18 protein-coding genes are annotated in these 20,715 nt (G+C 34.8%); 9 read left to right on the top strand and 9 right to left on the bottom strand.

Annotated features, from left to right (window positions below):
* Positions 1 to 57: 57 nt before the first annotated feature.
* The 3 genes from E0W73_RS18315 (at position 58) to E0W73_RS18325 (ending at position 3,530) form a co-directional block, all read left to right on the top strand.
* The gene (locus E0W73_RS18315) at positions 58 to 741 is read left to right on the top strand and encodes a response regulator transcription factor (RefSeq protein WP_091494752.1); all 684 of its coding nucleotides are present in this window, start codon (positions 58 to 60) and stop codon (positions 739 to 741) included.
* 226 nt (positions 742 to 967) lie between these two features.
* Positions 968 to 2,056 (top strand): sensor histidine kinase, encoded by a 1,089-nt coding sequence (locus E0W73_RS18320; RefSeq protein ID WP_135223490.1) that lies wholly within the window; start codon positions 968 to 970, stop codon positions 2,054 to 2,056.
* Positions 2,057 to 2,219: 163 nt separating this feature from the next.
* Positions 2,220 to 3,530 (top strand): porin, encoded by a 1,311-nt coding sequence (locus tag E0W73_RS18325; RefSeq protein ID WP_135223491.1) that lies wholly within the window; start codon positions 2,220 to 2,222, stop codon positions 3,528 to 3,530.
* A gap of 87 nt (positions 3,531 to 3,617) precedes the next feature.
* Here E0W73_RS18325 and E0W73_RS18330 read toward each other — a convergent pair whose 3' ends face one another.
* The 4 genes from E0W73_RS18330 to E0W73_RS18345 form a co-directional block, all read right to left on the bottom strand.
* A complete protein-coding gene (locus E0W73_RS18330; RefSeq protein WP_135223492.1) occupies positions 3,618 to 4,700 on the bottom strand; it encodes a glycosyltransferase in 1,083 nt (360 codons plus the stop codon).
* A gap of 320 nt (positions 4,701 to 5,020) precedes the next feature.
* A complete protein-coding gene (locus E0W73_RS18335) occupies positions 5,021 to 5,554 on the bottom strand; it encodes a hypothetical protein (RefSeq protein WP_135223493.1) in 534 nt (177 codons plus the stop codon).
* Positions 5,555 to 5,617: 63 nt separating this feature from the next.
* Positions 5,618 to 9,043 (bottom strand): hypothetical protein, encoded by a 3,426-nt coding sequence (locus E0W73_RS18340; RefSeq protein ID WP_135223494.1) that lies wholly within the window; start codon positions 9,041 to 9,043, stop codon positions 5,618 to 5,620.
* 100 nt (positions 9,044 to 9,143) lie between these two features.
* Complete coding sequence (locus E0W73_RS18345; protein ID WP_135223495.1) at positions 9,144 to 9,368, bottom strand: hypothetical protein; 225 nt, start codon at positions 9,366 to 9,368, stop codon at positions 9,144 to 9,146.
* A gap of 189 nt (positions 9,369 to 9,557) precedes the next feature.
* On the opposite strand from E0W73_RS18345, the gene E0W73_RS18350 reads away from it, so the two are divergent.
* Both E0W73_RS18350 and E0W73_RS18355 read left to right on the top strand, forming a co-directional pair.
* The gene (locus E0W73_RS18350; protein ID WP_135223496.1) at positions 9,558 to 10,616 is read left to right on the top strand and encodes a helix-turn-helix domain-containing protein; all 1,059 of its coding nucleotides are present in this window, start codon (positions 9,558 to 9,560) and stop codon (positions 10,614 to 10,616) included.
* A 114-nt stretch (positions 10,617 to 10,730) separates the two neighbouring features.
* Positions 10,731 to 12,971, top strand: coding sequence for an outer membrane beta-barrel family protein (locus E0W73_RS18355; RefSeq protein WP_135223497.1), 2,241 nt, complete (start codon positions 10,731 to 10,733; stop codon positions 12,969 to 12,971).
* Between the two features lie 340 nt (positions 12,972 to 13,311).
* On the opposite strand, the gene E0W73_RS21695 is transcribed toward E0W73_RS18355, so the two are convergent.
* The 4 genes from E0W73_RS21695 to E0W73_RS18370 form a co-directional block, all read right to left on the bottom strand.
* Positions 13,312 to 13,437 carry a hypothetical protein gene (locus E0W73_RS21695; RefSeq protein WP_262710921.1) on the bottom strand — a complete coding sequence of 42 codons (126 nt, stop codon included), beginning with the start codon at positions 13,435 to 13,437 and terminating at the stop codon, positions 13,312 to 13,314.
* A gap of 124 nt (positions 13,438 to 13,561) precedes the next feature.
* On the bottom strand, positions 13,562 to 13,723 hold the full coding sequence (locus tag E0W73_RS21490) for a hypothetical protein (protein ID WP_162847729.1): 162 nt from the start codon (positions 13,721 to 13,723) through the stop codon (positions 13,562 to 13,564).
* Between the two features lie 507 nt (positions 13,724 to 14,230).
* Positions 14,231 to 15,490: an aspartate kinase gene (locus tag E0W73_RS18365; RefSeq protein WP_135223498.1), complete on the bottom strand. Its 1,260-nt coding sequence runs from the start codon at positions 15,488 to 15,490 to the stop codon at positions 14,231 to 14,233.
* A gap of 183 nt (positions 15,491 to 15,673) precedes the next feature.
* Positions 15,674 to 16,147 (bottom strand): GNAT family N-acetyltransferase, encoded by a 474-nt coding sequence (locus E0W73_RS18370; RefSeq protein WP_135223499.1) that lies wholly within the window; start codon positions 16,145 to 16,147, stop codon positions 15,674 to 15,676.
* Between the two features lie 169 nt (positions 16,148 to 16,316).
* On the opposite strand from E0W73_RS18370, the gene fbp reads away from it, so the two are divergent.
* Positions 16,317 to 17,321, top strand: coding sequence for a class 1 fructose-bisphosphatase (gene fbp, locus E0W73_RS18375; RefSeq protein ID WP_135223500.1), 1,005 nt, complete (start codon positions 16,317 to 16,319; stop codon positions 17,319 to 17,321).
* A gap of 185 nt (positions 17,322 to 17,506) precedes the next feature.
* On the opposite strand, the gene E0W73_RS18380 is transcribed toward fbp, so the two are convergent.
* Positions 17,507 to 17,938 carry a TerB family tellurite resistance protein gene (locus tag E0W73_RS18380; RefSeq protein WP_135223501.1) on the bottom strand — a complete coding sequence of 144 codons (432 nt, stop codon included), beginning with the start codon at positions 17,936 to 17,938 and terminating at the stop codon, positions 17,507 to 17,509.
* A gap of 169 nt (positions 17,939 to 18,107) precedes the next feature.
* On the opposite strand from E0W73_RS18380, the gene E0W73_RS18385 reads away from it, so the two are divergent.
* From E0W73_RS18385 to E0W73_RS18395, 3 genes are read left to right on the top strand one after another with little or no spacing between them, the layout of a single operon-like run.
* Positions 18,108 to 18,701, top strand: coding sequence for a HupE/UreJ family protein (locus tag E0W73_RS18385; RefSeq protein ID WP_135223502.1), 594 nt, complete (start codon positions 18,108 to 18,110; stop codon positions 18,699 to 18,701).
* Positions 18,702 to 18,706: 5 nt separating this feature from the next.
* Positions 18,707 to 19,138 carry a deoxycytidylate deaminase gene (locus tag E0W73_RS18390; protein WP_135223503.1) on the top strand — a complete coding sequence of 144 codons (432 nt, stop codon included), beginning with the start codon at positions 18,707 to 18,709 and terminating at the stop codon, positions 19,136 to 19,138.
* Positions 19,138 to 20,715, top strand: coding sequence for a S41 family peptidase (locus E0W73_RS18395; protein ID WP_135223504.1), 1,578 nt, complete (start codon positions 19,138 to 19,140; stop codon positions 20,713 to 20,715). The genes E0W73_RS18390 and E0W73_RS18395 overlap by 1 nt, the downstream gene beginning before the upstream one ends.

The raw sequence follows: 20,715 nt of genomic DNA on the forward strand, positions 1-20,715 counted from the left end.
AAACATCGGATAAATAATTAAAAGATTTGATGTAAAAAATCTCAATTTTTGCTATTTATGAAAAAAACACAAACTAAGATTTTATTAGTTGACGACGAACCAGATATCTTAGAAATCGTTGGCTATAACCTTGCTCAAGAAGGCTATCAAATTGTTACAGCTTCTAATGGAAAAGATGCTATAGCGAAAGCGCAGAAAGAATTGCCAGAATTAATTATTATGGACGTGATGATGGCAGAAATGGACGGAATGGAAGCATGTGAGCACATCAGAAAAATTCCTGAACTAAATAATGTTATCATAACATTCCTTACAGCAAGAAGTGAAGATTATTCTCAAGTAGCTGGTTTTGACGCCGGTGCTGATGACTACATTACAAAGCCGATTAAACCAAAATTATTGGTTTCTAAAGTAAAGGCTCTGTTAAGAAGGTTAAAAGAACAAGAAGTTACTACCGATACTTTAAATGTTGGCGGAATCGAGATTAACCGTGAAGAATACAAAATCATAAAAGGCAATGTAGAAATTGCGTTACCAAGAAAAGAATTCGAACTGTTTTATTTATTGGCTTCTAAACCAGGAAAAGTTTTCAAGAGAGACGAAATCTTAGATAAAGTTTGGGGTAATGAAGTCGTAGTTGGCGGAAGAACAATCGATGTTCACATCAGAAAACTGCGCGAAAAAATAGGAGAAGACCTTTTCAAAACCATAAAAGGTGTTGGTTACAAATTTGAGGTTTAAGCATACTGTAAATAGATGAACCATATAAGTGATATAAGTTCATTTAAATTATAGAGTACATACTTTTGTATTTGAAATTTATCTTTGTCAAAGTTTTAAACTTTGACAAAGATTTCTTTTTTAGATTGCTATGTAATCTCAGAAATAAGTTTACTTTTAAATGAACTTATATCACTTATATGGTGACAAATAATTTTTTAATGGTTTTATTATTTTAAACATTTCAATGAAAATTAATTTTAAAAAAACATACAAATTTGCTATCAAATCGGCATTGTATATCAGCCTTTTCGCAACAGGATTTGTGCTGATGCTTATGTCCTTGTTTTATAAAGAGCAAGGATTGAAACATCAGGTTGCTTTTGGAATCGTTTTTATAATCATCATTTATATATTCTCGTTTCTGGTTTTGCAATACCGTGTCGAGAGATTTATTTACAGAAGAGTCAAGAAAATTTACGACGAGGTTTCGCTTTTAGAATCGACTACACTTATCAATCAGCCCATAAATACGGATATGGAAACGCTTTCGCGAGAAGTGAAAAAGTTTGCGACCGATAAAAAACTCGAAATCGAAATGCTCGAAATTCGTGAACAATACAGAAGAGAGTTTCTTGGAAATGTTTCGCACGAATTGAAAACGCCTTTATTTACCGTTCAAGGTTACGTTTCGACCTTGCTTGACGGAGCCATGGATGATAAACACATTCGAAAAAAATATTTAAAACGTGCCGAGAAAGGGGTAGAGCGCCTAATTTATATCGTAGAAGACCTCGACATGATTACCAAATTAGAATCGGGAGATTTAGATTTGAATATGACCGATTTTGATATAGTAGAATTGATTCAGAATGTTTTTGAGCTTTTGGAAATGAAAGCCGACAAAAAGAAAATCAAATTGGCTTTTGAAAGCAAAAATGTACAGTCGGTTATTATTCGCGGTGATAAGGACCGAATTCAGCAGGTTTTGGAAAATTTGATTGTCAACTCTATTAAATACGGAAAAGAAGGCGGTTTGACGGAAGTCGGAGTTGTGAATTTGACTAAGAAGAAAGTCTTAATTCGTATAAGCGATAACGGAGAAGGAGTTGAAAAACAGAATATTCCAAGACTGTTTGAACGTTTTTATCGAGTTGATAAAAGCGGAACCCGTTCTGAAGGAGGCTCTGGTTTAGGTTTGGCGATCGTAAAGCATATTATTGAAGCACATAAAGAGAAAGTTTACGTAGAAAGTGAGTTCGGAATTGGTTCAGAATTCTCCTTTACGCTCGAAAAAGCATTTAAAAACCAAAAAGCTGATGTTAAAAAATCGTAACGAGGTTTTAGCTGAAAGCCCTAAAACAAAGGTGTTTAACGATAAATAAACATTTGGTTTTAGTGTGTAACATTAAATTTTTATTATAGTAACATCTGGTTAATGATTTCTTAACATAGGTGATCCATCTTTGCATCCTGAAATTAAGGGATTTAGAGAACTAATGATAAAAAGAAAAATAGTAGCCGTTTTATTACTGCTAACTTTCATTGCCAATGCGCAGGAAACAGACAAACAACAATTAAACAAACAGGATGTAAAAAACGAAGTAATGCGTATTTTAGATTCTATTAATAAAGCGAAACTTCCTGAAACAAAATCGGGAGGTGGAGTTGAAGAACACTGGTACGATAGAATCTCTTTAAGAGGATATGCCCAAATTAGATACAACGGACTTCTTTCTACAAATGATAAAGTTTCTTGCGATCAATGTGATAAATCTTGGGGAACAACTTCTACAGCTCCCGATGCCAAAGCCAACAACGGACTTTTTATTCGACGTGCGCGTTTGGTGTTTTCTGGCCAAGTGCACCCAAATGTGCTTTTCTACTTCCAGCCCGATTTTGCTAGCTCGCCAAGCACCGGAATTCAGAACTTTGTTCAGATTCGTGATTTGTATTTTGATCTCTCTTTTGATAAGAAAAGAGAATATAGGATTCGTATCGGCCAAAGTAAAATTCCGTATGGTTTCGAAAATATGCAGTCGAGTTCGCAACGTTTAAGTTTAGACCGTGCCGATGGTATCAATAGTTCTATAGCAAATGAGCGTGATTTAGGAATGTTCTTTTATTGGGCTCCTGCCGAAATTAGAGAACGTTTTGCTATGCTGGTACGCGATGGCTACAAAGGTTCGGGCGATTTTGGAGTATTTGCTCTTGGTGTTTACAACGGACAGATTGCCAATAAAATGGATGGAAACAGAGACTTGAATGTAGTAACCAGAGTTACGTATCCGTTTGTAATTGGAAGTCAGATTATCGAACCTGGAATTCAGGCGTATACAGGAAAATGGGCTTTTACTGGAGAAATTTCGTCAGGAGTTACTGTAAATGATCCGCAGTATGTAAAGGATCAGAGAGTCGGAGCGACATTCGTTTTATATCCAAGACCTTTCGGAATCCAAACAGAATACAATATCGGAAAAGGACCAAGATATAATACCGCTACCAATTCAGTTGATGAAACTGATTTGAATGGAGGTTATGTTTTATTAAATTATAAATGGGATATTAAAAAACAGCGCATTTATCCGTTTGCTAAATTTCAGTATTATGACGGAGGTAAAAAATACGAGAAAGATGCTAGAAGCTATATCGTAAGAGATTTTGAATTTGGTGTAGAATGGCAGCCGGTTAAAGCTTTTGAGTTAACAGCACAATATGTAATCGCTGATAGAACTTTTGAAGACAGCGCCCTACCAATAAACAGACAGCAAGGAAATGTTTTGAGGCTACAAGCGCAATTTAACTTCTAAGGGAAAAACCTTATAAATCCGCGTTTTTGCGAATGCAAATCCGTTTGATCTGTGTTTTGATTATAGGCACAGATCAAACGGATTTTTTTATTGTTGATTATTATTTTCAAAAACAGCAAATAAAGAATCCCAATCTATAGTATTTTCAAATTGAGATAATCCTTTAAAAGTTTTTACTTTAGAAAGATCATCTATCACAAAGTCGTCCTGGAATGCATAAGGCACTAGATTTTCTTCCTGAAGTTTTATCGCCAGATATTCCTGTTCGTATTGTCCAGGAGTCGGAATAAAAAAGGCTTTTTTACCCAGTTTAGCCAAATCCATAACCGTTGTATAACCCGAACGGCAGAGCACAAATTCACTTTCGTTAAAAGTCTGTTCCAGCTGTTTCGAATTCATGAAATTATAGTACGTAACATTTCCTGCCTGCCATTTTGATTGTGTTTTTTCTACAATTCCTTGTACAAAAACTACTTTTCCAGGAAATTTTGCTGTTTCTTTCTGCAGTTTTTCGTCCAGAAAAGTACGTTGAGGCTCAGGTCCAGAAAGTATAACCATAAGGTCGTATAATTTTGGAGTTTCTTTTTTTCGCATACGACTAAGAGGACCAATGTATTTAAGGTTCAGCTCGTCTGTTTTCAAATGACCCAAATCTCCCGTAAGATTTACTTCGCCATTAGTATCTGGAACCCAGCATTCTTTGTATTTTTTTATAAAGTACTGATGGCATTTACTGGTAAACCAAGTTGTATTTCCAGTCATTACATTTAATTGATGCGTCATAAAAACAGATGGAACTCTTCTACTGAAAACGCCCAGCCGGTTATCAGAAATAATTCCGTCAATACCATGCTTTTTGATCCAACTGTTGACCATTTTTTTTTCATCTAAAATGGCGGTTATCATTTTCGGAAGATTTTTAATCAGTTTCCATTTGAAATTTTTCCCATTTTTAGCATATTCAATATGATAAGACGGAAGTTCCAGTGTCTGTATATAAGGAAATTCTTTTCTAAGTAAGGCAAGCGCAACACCATCTGAAGCTATGATCGGAATATAATTGTTTTCCTGCAGCGCTTTTATTATCGGGATACATCTTGTGGCGTGGCCAAGCCCCCAGTTTAACGGAGCTACCAATATAGTTTTATTCGCAGAATAATCAATGCTCATAGTGTAACGCTTTTTAAAAACGAAGATAAAGAAATATGTTTTGGAGCCTATTTCGGACGTATTACTAAATTATTAAGTTAAACTTAAGCTTCTGAGCTTCTAAGTTACTAAGTTGCTGAGTTGCTAAGGTACTGAGTTGCTGAGTTACTAAGGAGCTAAGTTTTGAAAATAAAAAACCGAACATAAGTTCGGTTTAAAGAATAAATTAAATCCTAGTGTTTCACTATCTAAAAAACTTAGAAGCTTGCACCTCAGCACCTCAGCACCTAAAAAAAAACTTAGAAGCTTAGCACCTCAGTACCTTAGCACCTTAAAAAAAATCAATCCTGAATATAAGTTTTATTGCCATTTTTGTTAATGTAATATTTTCCTCCTTTAGGACCGGTATAAACTTTTTTTCCGTTGTATTCTCCCGTTACTTTATCGGCAACTTTTGGAGCTTTTTCATTGGTTTCCTTCAAAGTTTTTGTTGATGATTTTTTAGCGGCCGCGGCATCTTTTTTAGCCGTCTTGGCAGCTGCGTCAGCTTTGTCTGCTGCTTTTTTTGCGTCATCTTTGGCTGCTGTGGCTTTTTTTGCTTCGATTCTTGCTTTTGCCGCATCTTTTTCAGCTGTTTTTTTTGCTGTTTCGGTGCTTTCTTTTTTAGCTTTTGCTGCTGCATCGGTGGCTTTGTCGGCAGCTTTTTTAGATTTCTCAGCTTCTTTTTTTGCCTCTGCTGAAGCTTTGTCAGCATTCGATTTTGCTTTTTTTGCAGAAGCTTCTGTCTTGCTTTTTGCTGCTTTTGTGGTGGTTTCCTGAGCGTAGAAATTAGTAGACAAACCTACTAATAAACAGATTAATACAAATTTTTTCATAAGGTTAGGTGTTTAAATTTCAATTAAAAGTAAACAATTTATTGTCATCTTTTTCGGAGCCTATTAAAAATATGCACGCAGTTGAATATTTCCTGTATGAATTGCTGGTCCGCTTTCGCTTTTGCGTCCTTGATAGTTTACATTAACGTCTAGAAACGAGGTAATGTTTTTTTGCAAAAGCAGTTTCCAAACCAGATTTAATCCAGCCTGAAGACCTTCTAGCATCTGAAATCCTACTGATGAAAATTCATTTCCATTAAATTTATTTTCATAAAATGAAAACTCTCCGTTCATGGTCACTTTTTTTTCTCCAGCATAAGAAAAAGAAGTTCCGAGTCTGTTTTGCGCTAAAGTTTCAAAATTTCCAATCTGATTTTTTTTGTGCTGTAATTCGTAAAAGAAATCCAATTTGGTGTTTTTAGAAAACAGATAACTGATTTTTGGAGCCAGCTGCCAGCCGTTTATGTCATAATTTTTTTCGATAAAATCTTCAGAAACCAAATCGTTTTTAATGGTTTTACTGAAGAAATTAAACAGCCAGCTTTTTTGATACAAATGCGTATACTGCAATTGATGCGAATTGGTGCGTACATTTTGCGAACCTACAGAAAGCAGACTTTTTCCTTTATTGACTAAATAAGAATAGGTAACCGAATGGTTTTGTCGGCCACGGTTGTAAAATAAGCTGTTCCTAAAACTTGAATTAAGCCCCAGAATATTTTCTTCAGAAGAATCAAACGGATTGAGTTCGAGTTTTTCTCCTTCGCTTTTTACTTTTCTATCCATTAAAAATGAAGTCTGATTATAAAAGTAAGAAAGCAGTTTTTTAAAACCTTTTTCGTTCTGCCATTGCAACGGATTCAAAATCAAGGACTGCGAAAACTTGTTTTGATTGGTTTTGATGTAAACTTGGTTGGGCAGAAAGATTCTCACATATCGCGCCTGATCCGGAAAAGCGGCAATTTCAAATTCTTCCAATTCCTGAATTCCGTTGCCATTATAATCGTTCCAGGCATAAACTCCTTGTCCTGCAGGAACTTCGGCATAAGTAAATTCCTGTTGCGCGATTGTTCCCGAACTGGTTTCGTAGGTCGATCCGATTTGCATTAACTGATTGAAAAAACGATCATTGTAAATAATTCTCGAATTTAGCGATGGCTCGTTTTTTCGAGTATTATCTGTAAAATCCAAATTTCGGTAACTAGCGTAAACGGCCAAATCTGTAGTTTTGTTCTGGATAAGTTTCGATTTCAAATAGTATGTCTGCGAATTGTTGACATGCTGTAATAGACCATTTTGCAAACTATCGTTTCGTCTTCGTAAAAAACCGATTTCGACAAAGACTTTGGTGCTGTCGCCGCGACCTGTAAAAATTCCGTATTCTGAGAATCTTTGGCTTAAAGCCGAAAACTGATTTGTGATTTTGTCCTTTTCCTGATTGTCCTCAAGTTGTAAACTGCCTCCAACCCAGTTTTTTCCAAAATGATATTTGGTTCGGGTTTGGTTTCTGATGAATTTTGAAGTTGAAGCTGTAGCATCAGAATTCAAAAAACTTCCATTATTCTCAATTGTCCAGTTTTTTATTTTAAATAAAGCCGAAGTAGTATGTCTGGAACCTGTATAACTTTCGATGAAATCGAGTTTCTCAAATTGATAGGTCAATAAACCTACGTTTGCCGTTTTCTTTTCTTTGAATAAATCAAAATTCAAACCTGTTACCAAAAGGCTTTGGTTTCCTAAAAGCGCCCCTGTAAGATTCCAGTCTCGATTAAACTCGATGTTGTACAAACGCTCAACCGATTTAAAATCCTGCTGCACATATTGATAATTGGCAAAAGCATCTAAAGTCCAGCTTTTTGAAAAAAGGCGTTTTTTAAGATTGGTTTTAAAAGCGATTCCTTTATTGTCGGAATCATCAATTCCAGAAAATAAGTTTTGATCATTATTGCTGACAGCCAATTCAAAATCGACCAAAGTCTTCTCATTCGGATTGTATTTTCCCAAAAATGTGGCAACTTGCAGTTTCATCGGCGCGACAAGCTGTACAATTGGTTCGTAATTTCCTTGAAGAATTCCGTTTATCGGTGGCGCATATTGGTAAATTCGTTCAACCGAATTATTGTTCTGAATAATGTAATTCCCAGAGTTTGCACCAACCTGGCTGAATCGAACATTGTACAAAACATCATCAGGATTATTCGAATATTCATAAACTTCGACAGCATTTACGATTGTTTTTTTGTATAGAATTTTTGTCTCAGAATAGGTGTCCTGATAGGCAGAAGGCGCTTTCATTAAATTGGTGTCATCTCCCGCCGCACTAAGAATCTGAACTTGTTCTGTTGAAAGATTCTGCTGTAAGGGCTGATTTTTTAAATCATTTTCAGAATATAGATAACCACCAAAACTCCATTTTTTGTTCTCATGCGTTGCTCCTGCGTAAGTCACCAATCGATTGTAATTTCGTTCAGAATACTGATATTCAACATTGATTCGCATTTCAGAAGTTATAGGAAAAAGTGATGTAAAGACAATTTCTCCGGCATTATAATCAATAACATAATCATTGTTTTCGCCTCTTTTAAGCAAAACACCATTTACATAAACACGTTCTGAGCCCGAAATAACCAAAACATACAATTCGCCATTTTGGCCTTTTAATTTGTAAGGTCCCTGATTTCCCTCCTGACCTGTAAAAGTGCTTCGTGCATATTGCCCTCTCACAAACGAGACCGATGCAAAAACATTGGTCTTGCTTTCTTCATCGCCAAAATCAAAACTGGCAGCAAGTCCTTGCACTTTTTTATTGAAACTCAGAAATTGTGTTTTCCGGTTTTCAAGAAAAACGTCTCCCGCGCGAATGTTCCAGTCATCGCTGAAAAGCTCCATAAAAATATTATCAAACTGATCTAGTTTTTGCGAATAGCCACCATCCTGAAGCGGAATATTACTGTCCTGAAGCGAAGCCCGCAAACTGACTTTGTCGGAGAGCTTTCCGGTAATCTGCAGATCCAGATTGGAGTTTAAAACCGTATTTTGATTGTTTCCGACGGTTACGCCACGAGTGATGCTTCCAGAAGTATTCAGACCGTCAAAAGGAGTGACTTTTTTGGTATTCGAATTTTCGATACGGTACAGTTTTTCAGCACCTAAATCGTTGCTTACCACTTGGTCCGGCTTGTAAAGGCTGTATTCTTTGGTTAAGAAATCTGGATATTTTAAATAATTTATGACGAGGGTGTCTGTTGCAATTTTTTCATTTAAAATCAGAAAACCTTTTTGAAAATTGATTTTGTAAAAAGAAGAATCGATGGGTTGGTTTTGGGTATTTAAAATTTGAAAAAATCCCGGATTGATGCTTACTTCTTCCAGTCTTATCGTGTCTTTTGATGCTGTTATTTTTTTGGTTTTGTACAGCGACTGAGTTTCCTGAGCGGTAAGCCCGGAACACCAAATCAGCAGCGCCAAAAACAGCAATTTTTTCAACATAAAGACTTTAACTCTGAAAAGTCAAAAGTAGTATTTATAATTGGGAAAAGTATTGTACGATACGTTTGGTTTTTTTAAGCGAGTTAACACTTAATGAGGGCTATCTATTGTTTTTGATAACGGCCAAAACTATCAAAGCAAAAAATGCAATTACTACAATGAAAATTGGATTCGCATAGTTTGCATGCCAGCCAAATTCTCTATTTCTTTTTGGGAAGTAAGATCTTTTGTCTTTCGGATTGTAATAAAACATACCCCAAACCCAGTTGTCGGGATCATTTTCCCATTCATTTTTGATTTTTTCGGATGGTTCATTATAATTCATACATTATAAATTGAATAATATTGGTCGATTTAAAAAACTTATAAAAATAAAGAAAATTCTCAAGTTAATAAAGGTGGTATGCAATTTATTTTAATGTGAATGAATGGTTTGTAAGATAAATTGAAGTATAATTCTCATAATGATTCAATCTTTTTTTTAGCTTTGTTCAAGATATCACGAACTTAAATTATGGATGCAGGCAAAGAACTTTTATTCTTCTTTAGTGCTTTGGGAGCTTTTAACGGACTTATACTTGGGGTGTATTTTTTCTTTTTCACCAAAAAAAAGTACCTCACAAATTATTTTCTGGGAGCGCTTTTATTTGCGTTAAGTATCCGAATTGGTAAATCTGTTTTCGTTTATTTCCACCCCGAACTGCCAAAATTGTATCTCCAATTAGGACTTACAGCCTGTTTTTTTATTGGTCCCTTTTTGTATTATTTTCTAAAGTCGGCTGTTGAAGAAATCAATGTAATGCCTAAGTCGTGGAAATTGATGCTCACATTTTGGGCAACTATAATCGTAATTGCAGGAATTCTGTATCCGTACCAAGAATATCCAAAACTCTGGGGGTGTTATTTGGTAAGGATAATATATTTTCAATGGTTTGTGTATATCTTTTTTTCTGGAATCGCAATTCGCAGGGTTTTGAAAAAAATATTCACTAAAAAAGAAAAAGCAACTCCAGCCGAAATGTGGTTCGGAATGCTTTATATCGGTATTTTTTTACTTTTTTTGTGTTACTTCTTAGCCATTATGGGAGCGTCGGGAGCAACTTATATAAGCGGTGCAGTGGTTTTCTCATTTATTTTGTATTTAGTGATTTCTATTCTTTTGTACAGAAAAAAAACAGAGGATTTATTTTTATTGAATCAAAAGAATTTTGGAAAAAAAATCGATGTTGCAGAAGCGGGCATTATTTCTGAAAAACTCGAAAATGCAATGAATAAAAAAGAGCTGTACAAAAATCCAAATTTGACACTTCAGGATTTAGCACAAGAAATCAACATTTCAAGTCACCAATTATCGCAATTTTTGAACAATAATCTCGGAAAGAATTTTACCAGTTTTGTAAACGAATTTAGAATAAACGAAGCTTGTAGAATCATCGCATTAAATGATAAGCTTACTTTAGAATCGGTTGGTTATGATGTCGGTTTTAATTCGAAATCAACATTTTTTGCAGCCTTTAAAAAACATACAGGAACAACGCCACTAAACTATCAAATTCAGGCTTTACAGTCTTAAACGCAGTATCGATTTATAAATCCGTACTCCTGATTTCTCCTTTTGCAATCTCAATCATTGATTTTCGGATGACTTTTGTTTTAAATAAAAGTCAAACGGTAAATTATAGAGTTTATGAGATTTCTAAGATTGGTTATTCTTTATGTTTTTTTTCTGATTTTTTCATCAATAGAAACAAAGGCACAACCCATAAAAAAAGTTACAGATAAAAGTTTTTATAGTGATGATGTACTCTTCGGAAAATTATCAAAGCCTGCCCAAGATACTATAATTACAAAAGCGAAAGAAGGCAATGAATTGAACGAAGTTGTTGTCAAAAGTCAAGCTTCACTAATAAAATATGGGCCAAACGGAAATAGTATTGTTAACGTCAGCGGAACTGTTTTGGCATCTAGCAGCTCGGTGAGCGAATTGTTAGGAAGAGTTCCGAATGTTGCAATTACCGAAGGAGAAATCAGTGTTTTAGGAAAAGGCGAAGCGATCATTTATTTAAATGGTGTATTGATCAATTATGAACGTTTTGCCGCAATTCCGGTTTCGCAAATCGAAAAAATCGAGGTAATCGCAAATCCATCTTCCCGATATGATGCTGAAGGAAAAGCTGTAATCAATATCGTAACTAAGCAAAATATCGAAAGTGGCATAATGGGAACTGCCCATCAGCATATAACCGTTTCGAATTTTGGTGGAACAAGTTATAATTCGCTTTTAGATTTTAGTTATTCTAAAGGTAAATTTTCCTTCATAACCAATTACGGACTGCAGCTCGGTAGCAATCGCGAATTGTTATACACCACCAGAACACGTCCAGATCCGTATGAATATTTAAAATCGGAATTGACAACCGATTGGAAAAGAAGATTTAATAATTATTCGAATTTTGGTTTTGGGCTTCAGTATAATTTTTCTTCAAAAGATTATATTTCATTGGCATATAGTGGCAATGTGAATGATTTAGGCGGTATAACGGAAAGCAGAAACGCTATTGCCAATAATTCTGGAAACAGTTTTTATGCTACAGATGTAGACAGAAGCGATGTTTTGCTAAATCAGTTTATCAATCTGAATTACAATTGGACAACCGTAAAAGGCTCTACATTGTTTATTGGGGCGCAGTTTTCTAATTACAATCAGCAAATAGGAGATTTTATCGAAGAAAAAGGAGAGGTCAATGAAACGCCTTCTGAAAGATATCTCAAAAATGATTTAGGTAGCCGAATCAATATAATGACACTTCAGACCGATTATTCGAATAAAATAAGCGAAAAAACAAAACTGGAAATCGGAGCAAAGTACAGTTTTGCCACTATAAAATCGGGTACAGATTTCTTGATTTCTAATGAAGAAAACGGCAATTATGATTTAAACGAAGATCTCTCAAGTGATTTTGAATACAATGAAAGAATTATTGCCGCTTATTTTAATTACGGAAATTCATTAAGCGAAAAAGTCAATTTTTCCATTGGAGCAAGAGCAGAAAAAACAAAGTACAATTTATACACGAATGCAAACGAAATTCAGAAATTTGATAAAAGTTACAGCAATTTTTTTCCGAACTTGCTTTTGAATTTTAATTTTTCAGAGAATTGGAAAGGGCATTTTTCATATGTTTCCAGAATTACTAGGCCGAGATATCAAGCTTTGAATCCGTATGTGATTTATCAAGATCCTTTTACAACGATTGAAGGAAATCCGAATTTAGTTCCCGAAAAAGCACATGCTTTCGAAATAGGAACGATGTATAAAAAGTTTGACTTCAAAATAGGCTATACCTATAGAATAAATCCGATTTCAGGGGCGGCACTACGCGGTGATACGCCAAACAGCTATGTCTTAAAAGCAATAAATCTGGAAAGCGGACATGTGTTTTTTAGTTCGCTTTCGAGGTCATTTAATATAAAATGGTGGAATTCGACCAATACCATTAGTATGAATATAACAAAACAAGTAGATAATAATTATTCGTATGTGTTTAGTCCGGTAAAACCACAGTTTTATTTTTACTCCAATAATACATTTACGGTTCAGGAGCTTTTCAAACTGCAATTGTTGGCTTGGTATCTTGGTGACAGAAGTTATGGTCTAGGAACCGACAACAGCCGTTCGACTGTAACGGTTGGGATAGAGAAGAGTTTTTTAAAAGAGGCGCTGAAAATCAATTTTTCTGCAAACGACATCTTTCATAAATTTATGGTTTCTGGAGATTATAATGTTGGGCAGACCCAGATTTATTACCATAGAACATATACTTCAAATTATTTCAAATTGATTGCAACGTATAATTTTGGAAATTCAAAAAAGACGACTTATAAAAAATCGGAGGTGGAGCAATCGGAGAATAGTCGGGCGAGGTAAATTAACGATTTTCGTTATTTTGTAATGCTTTATCTTTTTTAATTTGTGCTCTATAGCCTAAAAAAAATCCTACCCAAGATAATGCAGGTCCAATTGAATATCTGAAATCTGAATATGAAATATCTTTAACGCTTTCTTTTTTGACTAAAGGACTTAAATCAAAACAGATATATAACAAAATAAGAATTAGAAAAAGCATCATTAAGTTTTTTCGAGTCATCATAAGAATGTATTAATTGTTACTTGGCACTTTCTGATAAAATCATTAAAATCAAAATCAGAATAACGCAAAGAAAAACCGAATTGGGATTCGCAAAGTTAATTGTCCAGCCTAATTCTTTTATTTTCTTTGGAGGAAACATTCTTTCATCTTTTGGGTTGTAATAGAAAAGTCCCCAATCCAATTGTCGGGATCTTGGCTCCAGTTGTTTTTTTCTTGTTCGGTTGGTTCTGGATTGTATTTCATTTTTTAGATTTCTTTTTTTGATTATAGCGATAACCGAAAGCTATTATAATTATAAGCATTGTCATCAGTAAAGAGATGTTATTCATGATAAGCATACCTACATTTTATGACCTCACTTTTTCAGCTAATCTTTTTTAAAAGCTAGACCGACTATGTTGACAATCACGGCTACTAATAATAAAAGCATCATATAAGTAAACATATTGTCTGAGAGAAAATGTTTGCTAGCATTAAGCATCATAATTGCGACAACAATCCATGTCATCATTTTTACACTTTTATACATGATATATATTTGATTTTAAAATTAATTGTATAAAAATTTCAGAACTTCATTTTTACTCATTTTTGGTGTCTGATTGATTTATTATTTGTCACCACAATTCCTATGATATTAATTACAAGAGATGCAAGAATTAGCATCGAAAGATACTCAAACATTTTATCTGTAAGAGTATTTGTGGTAATGCATACAGCCATTATAAACATAATTGACCATATGAGAAATTTTATACTTTTATACATTCTATAGTGAGTTTTTAAATTCTGAAGTAAGAATATTGCAGATTGTTATTGCATAAAATAATTGATTTCTTCTCGTTTTCTTTTTGTAAAAATAACAAATTTGCAATGTAAATGTAGGAAATAATTTAAAAAAAAACTTAAACAAAACATATTATAAGAACTGTCGGCAAATTATTGGGTATTACAACTAAAAACAAAAAAAGGCTTCACCTAAGTGAAACCTTTTAAATATTATTTGAATTGAATAATTACCTTTTATAAAGCAATGTTATTTTAATTCTTTAGTGACAATCTGCATGGTTTCGCGGCTCACTTGCTTCAATAAAACCACTTTGTTTGTCTCGACAATTTCGGCAGCTTCTTCCGTGAAGTGACGAATGGTGTATAAAGTAACATTTTCGCTGTATTCTACTTTGAATTTTTTCGAAAGTATGGCGTTCAATTCAGGGAAATTTCCAAATTTATCTTCTACGCAAACAGAGAAACTAATGGCAGAGTTCTGAATCAAGTTTACTTTGATTTTGAATTCGTGGAATAATCCAAAGATCTCACTGATGTTTTCCTCCATAATGAAAGAGAAATCAATTGAAGAAAGCGAAATTAGAAGCTGTTCTCTTTTTACGATAAAACATGGATATTGCGGTTCCAAATCTACGCCTTTAGAAACGCAAGTTCCTTTTAATAAAGGATTCACAAATGATTTTACGTACAACGGAATTTCTTTTTTCTGTAACGGCTGTAATGTTTTTGGGTGAATGACTGTTGCACCGTAAAACGCCAATTCGATAGCCTCACGATACGAAATCTGATTTAACAAACTCGCATTTTCAAAATAACGCGGGTCGGCATTCATTACTCCGGGAACGTCTTTCCAGATGGTTACACTTTCGGCATTTAGGCAGTAAGCAAAAATTCCGGCAGTATAATCAGAGCCTTCACGTCCTAAGGTGGTAGTGAAATTATTTTCGTCGGCACCTAAGAATCCTTGGGTAATATTCAACACTTTTCTAGGTACATTTTTGCTGATGTTTTCTTGAGTTGTTTCCCAGTCAACACCTGCATCTCTATAATTTGCATCTGTTTTAATGAAATTACGAACATCAAGCCATTGCGTCTGAATCCCTCTAAAATTCATATAATGACTTAATATATTGGTAGAAATCAATTCGCCAAAACTTACAATCTGATCGTAAACGAAGTTGTAATTCGGAGATTTATTATGAGCTAAGAAATATTCTAATTCATCAAACTGTGCATTCACAGCTGCAAAAACAGCATGATTTTCATCTTCAAATAAATCCAATAATATTTGATTATGATATTTTTTGATTTCTTGTACAGAAGCACTTAGTTCTGTCGATTTTTCAAAGTAATTCTTGATAACAACTTCAAGAGCATTTGTTGTTTTTCCCATAGCCGAAACTACAAGAATTACATCTTCGTAACCTACTTTTTGCAAAACGTCGTACACGTTTTTAATTCCATCAGCATCTTTTACCGACGCACCACCAAATTTAAATACTCTCATTTTTAATTTTAGATTTTTTAGATTTTAGATTTTTAGATTTGAGGAAATCTAGTATTTTGTTTGTTGCCACAGATTATAAGGATTAAAATGATTTTTATAATCTGTGTCTATCTGCCACGAATTTCACGAATTAGCACGAATAGTAATTAGTGGAAATTTGTGCAATTCGTGGCATAATAAATTTTATAATTTTTCTAAGAACGCATTAACTCCCGCTTCATCCATTTGAACGACCTGCCAATCGTCAAGGATTTTTGCTCCAGAATTCTTGTAGAAATTGACTGCCGGAGTATTCCATGCCAAAACATTCCATTCGACTCTTCTTACACCATCTCTTTTTCCTTGTTTCATGATTTCAGCATAAAGCGCAGATCCAAGGCCTGTACCACGCATTTTTTCTTTCACAATCAAATCTTCAAGATGTATGGTTTTTCCTTTCCAGGTAGAATAGCGGTAATAGTACAACGCAATGCCAACAATTTCCTCTTCAACCTCTGCAACAAAAACATGAAACAGCGGTTTCTCGCCAAAACCGTCGCGTATTAAATCTTCCTCAGTGATTACTACTGCCTCTGGTTCTTTTTCGAATATGGCCAACTCCTGAATAAGTCCCAACACCGATTTCATGTCTTCAGGATTTCCTTTTCTAATTTTCATATTCTTATTATTAATCGATTCTAAGCTAAAAAAGTATTTTTTTTAGCGGTACTTTCTGCTGTTAATTAGCAAATATACAATAGCAGCAAACTAACAAAATAATTTTTAAATCATTCTCACAAAAAAAACGATATTTGTGACTTAAATTTAAAACTACAACGATTTAGCAATGGAAGAACGCAATAAAACACTGGGAGAGTTTATTATTGAGAACCAGAAAGCATTTCAGTATTCATCGGGAGAGCTCTCCCGAATCATCAACTCTATACGTTTGGCAGCAAAGGTTGTCAACTATAAAGTAAACAAAGCCGGACTGGTCGATATTATCGGCGCAGTCGGAGAACAAAACATTCAGGGCGAAGACCAGCAAAAGCTAGATGTCTATGCCAACGAGGTATTTATCCAGACGTTAATAAACCGTGAGATTGTCTGTGGTATTGCTTCTGAAGAAAACGACGATTTTATTACAGTTCAGGGGAGCGACAACTGTCATAATAACAAGTACGTAATCTTAATGGATCCGCTTGACGGATCTTCAAACATCGATGTAAATGTTTCGGTAGGAACTATTTTTTCTGTTTTCAGAAGAATTACGCCAATTGGCACGCCGGTCACAATTGAAGATTTTCTGCAGCCGGGAACTAGTCAGGTTGCCGCTGGTTATGTAATTTACGGTACGTCGACTATGCTGGTATACACTACCGGTCATGGCGTAAACGGATTTACACTTAATCCTGCGATTGGTACTTTTTATCTTTCACATCCAAATATGAAATTTCCGAAAGACGGTCATATCTATTCGGTAAACGAAGGGAATTATGTTCACTTTCCGCAGGGAGTTAAAAACTACATCAAATACTGTCAGCGAGAAGAAGAGGACAGGCCGTATACTTCAAGATATATCGGAAGTCTGGTGGCCGATTTTCATCGTAATATGATTAAAGGCGGTGTCTATATTTATCCGACAAGCTCAAAAGCGCCAAAAGGAAAACTACGCTTGTTATACGAATGCAACCCAATGGCTTTTATTGCAGAACAAGCAGGAGGAAAAGCAACAGACGGCTTCGGTAGAATTATGGAAATCCAGCCGACAGAACTGCATCAGAGAGTTCCGTTTTTCTGCGGCAGCTATAACATGGTAGAAAAAGCTGAGGAGTTTATGGCAGCTGATTAAAGTGATCAGTATTCAGATTTTTTAGTAAACAGCTTTTTTGTTTCAAGTTTCAGGTTCAAGTTATGTAGCACATTTAACTTGAACAAAAATAAAAACCCGACAAGCCATAAAATTTGTCGGGTTTAAAATGTCGTGTAAGTCTGATTTAGTGCTAACTGAACACTAAAAAAACTGACCACTGAATACTATTTATTCATGTTTTCCATTTCAAATGAAAATGTATCTGCGTCTACTTTTTTGTCTACCAAAGATAAAGCTTTAGAAACAATGTAATCAACGTTTCCAGGAGTAAATCCTAATGCCAATGCCATACGCTTTAGCATTATTTCCTGCTGATCTCCCAAATGATGGTCTATGTGTACCATTCTTGCCAAATCATACAAACGTTCTACACGTTGTGTATATAAATAAGGTGGGTTTATTGGGTGTTTCCATGGATCAGATAAAATTTCTTTATATTCTTCGTCCGAAATTTCTAATCTCGCAGCTAGTTTGTCTAAAAAGGCTTGTTCTTCTTCATTTATCTTTCCGTCAGCAAAAGCTACACGCACAATTGCAGAGAAATGACCCTTGTTTCTTTGTTTGAATTCGTTATCAAATAAATCTGAAAATGACATAATTAATTGGTTTTTATCGAGCAAAGATAAATCTTATTTTAATTTGACAAATTTAATTTTCTCATAAAATTTAACTTATTTTTATTGCACGATTTGACGGGGTTAAATGCCGAATTCTGAAAATTAATTGTAAGTTTACAACCCCTAATTATTTAATTTAAACATACCTATGTCACAATTTTGGATCTATTTTCAAATAGGATTAAAACACGTCTTAGATATTAATGCTTACGACCACGTTCTTTTTTTAATCGCATTAACTGTTCCGTATTTGTTTAAAGATTGGAAACGAATTTTGATATTGGTTTCTGTATTTACTGTCGGACACACCTTGGCTCTGCTTTTGTCTGTTTACGGAATTATTGCGATTAAGGTAAATCTGGTAGAATTCCTAATTCCGATAACCATTTTGATTACGGCAGTATATCATTTATTTACAGCAGGAAAGACTTCCAAAAATGATAGTATAAATCTGGTATTTTTTATAACTTTATTCTTTGGAATTATTCATGGTCTTGGTTTTTCGAACTATTTCAAAATAATTTTAGGAGGTTCGCCATCTTCAAAATTATTACCTTTGGGAGAGTTTGCTTTAGGAATCGAAGCTGCGCAGCTTATAGTAGTTTTTGTGGTTTTGGTAATATCAAGTATCGTTCAGACCGTGTTCCGTTTTTCTAAACGTGACTGGGCTTTGGTTATGTCGGCTTTTGTAATTGGAGTGGTGATTCCGATGATTATTGAAAGCCCAATTTGGAACAGATAATATAAATGGAAGTAAAAAAATTGAATAAATACGATAAGGCTTATCTGCGCATTGCAAAAGAATGGAGTCTGCTTTCTTACTGTCAGCGCAAAAAAGTGGGAGCGATTATCGTAAAAGACAGAATGATCATTTCTGACGGCTATAACGGAACTCCGTCTGGATTTGAAAACTGCTGTGAAGATGAAAACGGATTGACCCGTTGGGATGTACTGCATGCTGAGGCAAATGCAATTTTGAAAGTAGCACGCTCTACACAGTCTTGCGAAGGAGCGACTTTATACATTACGCTTTCGCCTTGTAAAGAATGCAGTAAGTTAATTCACCAGTCTGGAATAAAAAGAGTAGTATATCAAAACGGATATCGTGATGATTCCGGAATTCAGTTTTTAATAAAAGCGGGTGTTGAGGTTGAACATATTCCTGTTTTAGAAGAATAATGAAATTTAATTCGAAATATTTACCAATCGTAATCGGGGCAGCCTTTGGCCTCGGAACTGTACTCGGAAGCGTTATGAATGCTCCCGTAGACGATCAGCTTTTGGCCAAAAATTATTCGAAAACCAAACTCAATAAACTTATTGATTTTATCAATAACGAATATGTCGACGATATCAATACCGACTCTATCGTAAATCTTACAGTCGATAATATTCTGGCAAAACTAGATCCACATTCTGTTTATATTCCGCCGAGCGAACAAGCCGAAGTTGCCGAAAGCATGAAAGGCGATTTTGTTGGAATCGGAATCAATTTCTACATGTATAAAGATTCTGTTGCCATTATTAAACCTATTGAAAATGGTCCTTCAGCGAAAGCTGGATTAAAATCTGGCGACAGAATTTTATTTGCAGGAAAAACAAAATTATTTGGAAGAGGACTTCCGTCTGACAGTCTTTTTTCTAAACTGAAAGGGAAACAGGGCAGCGAAATAGAAGTAACTGTTTTTAGAAAATCGGAACAGAAGAAACTGAAATTTAAAATCAGAAGAGATGTTATTCCGATAAAAAGCGTAGACGCTTCAATCTTAATCGGGAATAAAATCGGTTATATAAAAATCAATCGTTTTGCGGAAACCACTTTTAATGAATTCAAAACTGGACTCGCACGATTGAAACAAAAAGGAATTGAGTCTCTTGTAATTGACCTGCGTGACAATGGCGGCGGTTATATGGAAGAAGCCATAGCGATCGCCGATGAATTCCTGAAAGATAAACAGCTGATTGTTTTTACTAAGAACAAAAATGGATCAACTGAAAAAACATTCGCAACCAAAGCCGGAAGTTTTGAAACTGGAAAAGTCTATGTTTTAATTAATGAAAACAGTGCTTCGGCGAGCGAGATTTTAGCTGGAGCATTGCAAGACAATGATCGGGGAACTATTGTAGGAAGACGTTCGTTTGGTAAAGGCTTGGTGCAGCGCGAAATGGATTTTAATGATGGATCTGCGGTAAGATTGACTGTAGCACGTTATTATACGCCAACCGGAAGATCGATTCAAAAACCGTATAAAAAAGGAAACGAAGAGTATTTTAAAGAATCTGAGGCACGTTTAAAATCGGGAGAACTTTATGCAAAAGACAGTATAAAAGTCGCAGATTCATTGAAGTTTAAAACGCCAAAAGGCAAAATTGTTTATGGTGGCGGCGGTATTGTTCCAGATGTTTTTGTTCCGATTGAAGCGGAGCACGGAAACGAAAATGTTGCTTACTTGCTTCAGACCGGTATTGTCGGACATTTTGTTTTTGAAGAACTGGATAAAAACAGACACGCTTTTGACGGCCTTCATTTTAAGGAGTTTTTGGCTAAAATGCAAAATTCGGATGTGTACTTTAAGAAATTCAAAACGTACATTCTTCAGACAGGCTTGGATTTAAAATTGGATAAAACCAAAGCATTGGTAAATCGTCATATTACAGCAGAATTTGCAAGACAATTATATGGCGAATTGTATTATTATGATGTTATTCTAAAAGAAGACACCATGATTAAAACGGTGCTAAATCAAAAAAAATAG

Source organism: Flavobacterium foetidum, from assembly GCF_004634245.1.
GTDB lineage: Bacteria > Bacteroidota > Bacteroidia > Flavobacteriales > Flavobacteriaceae > Flavobacterium > Flavobacterium foetidum.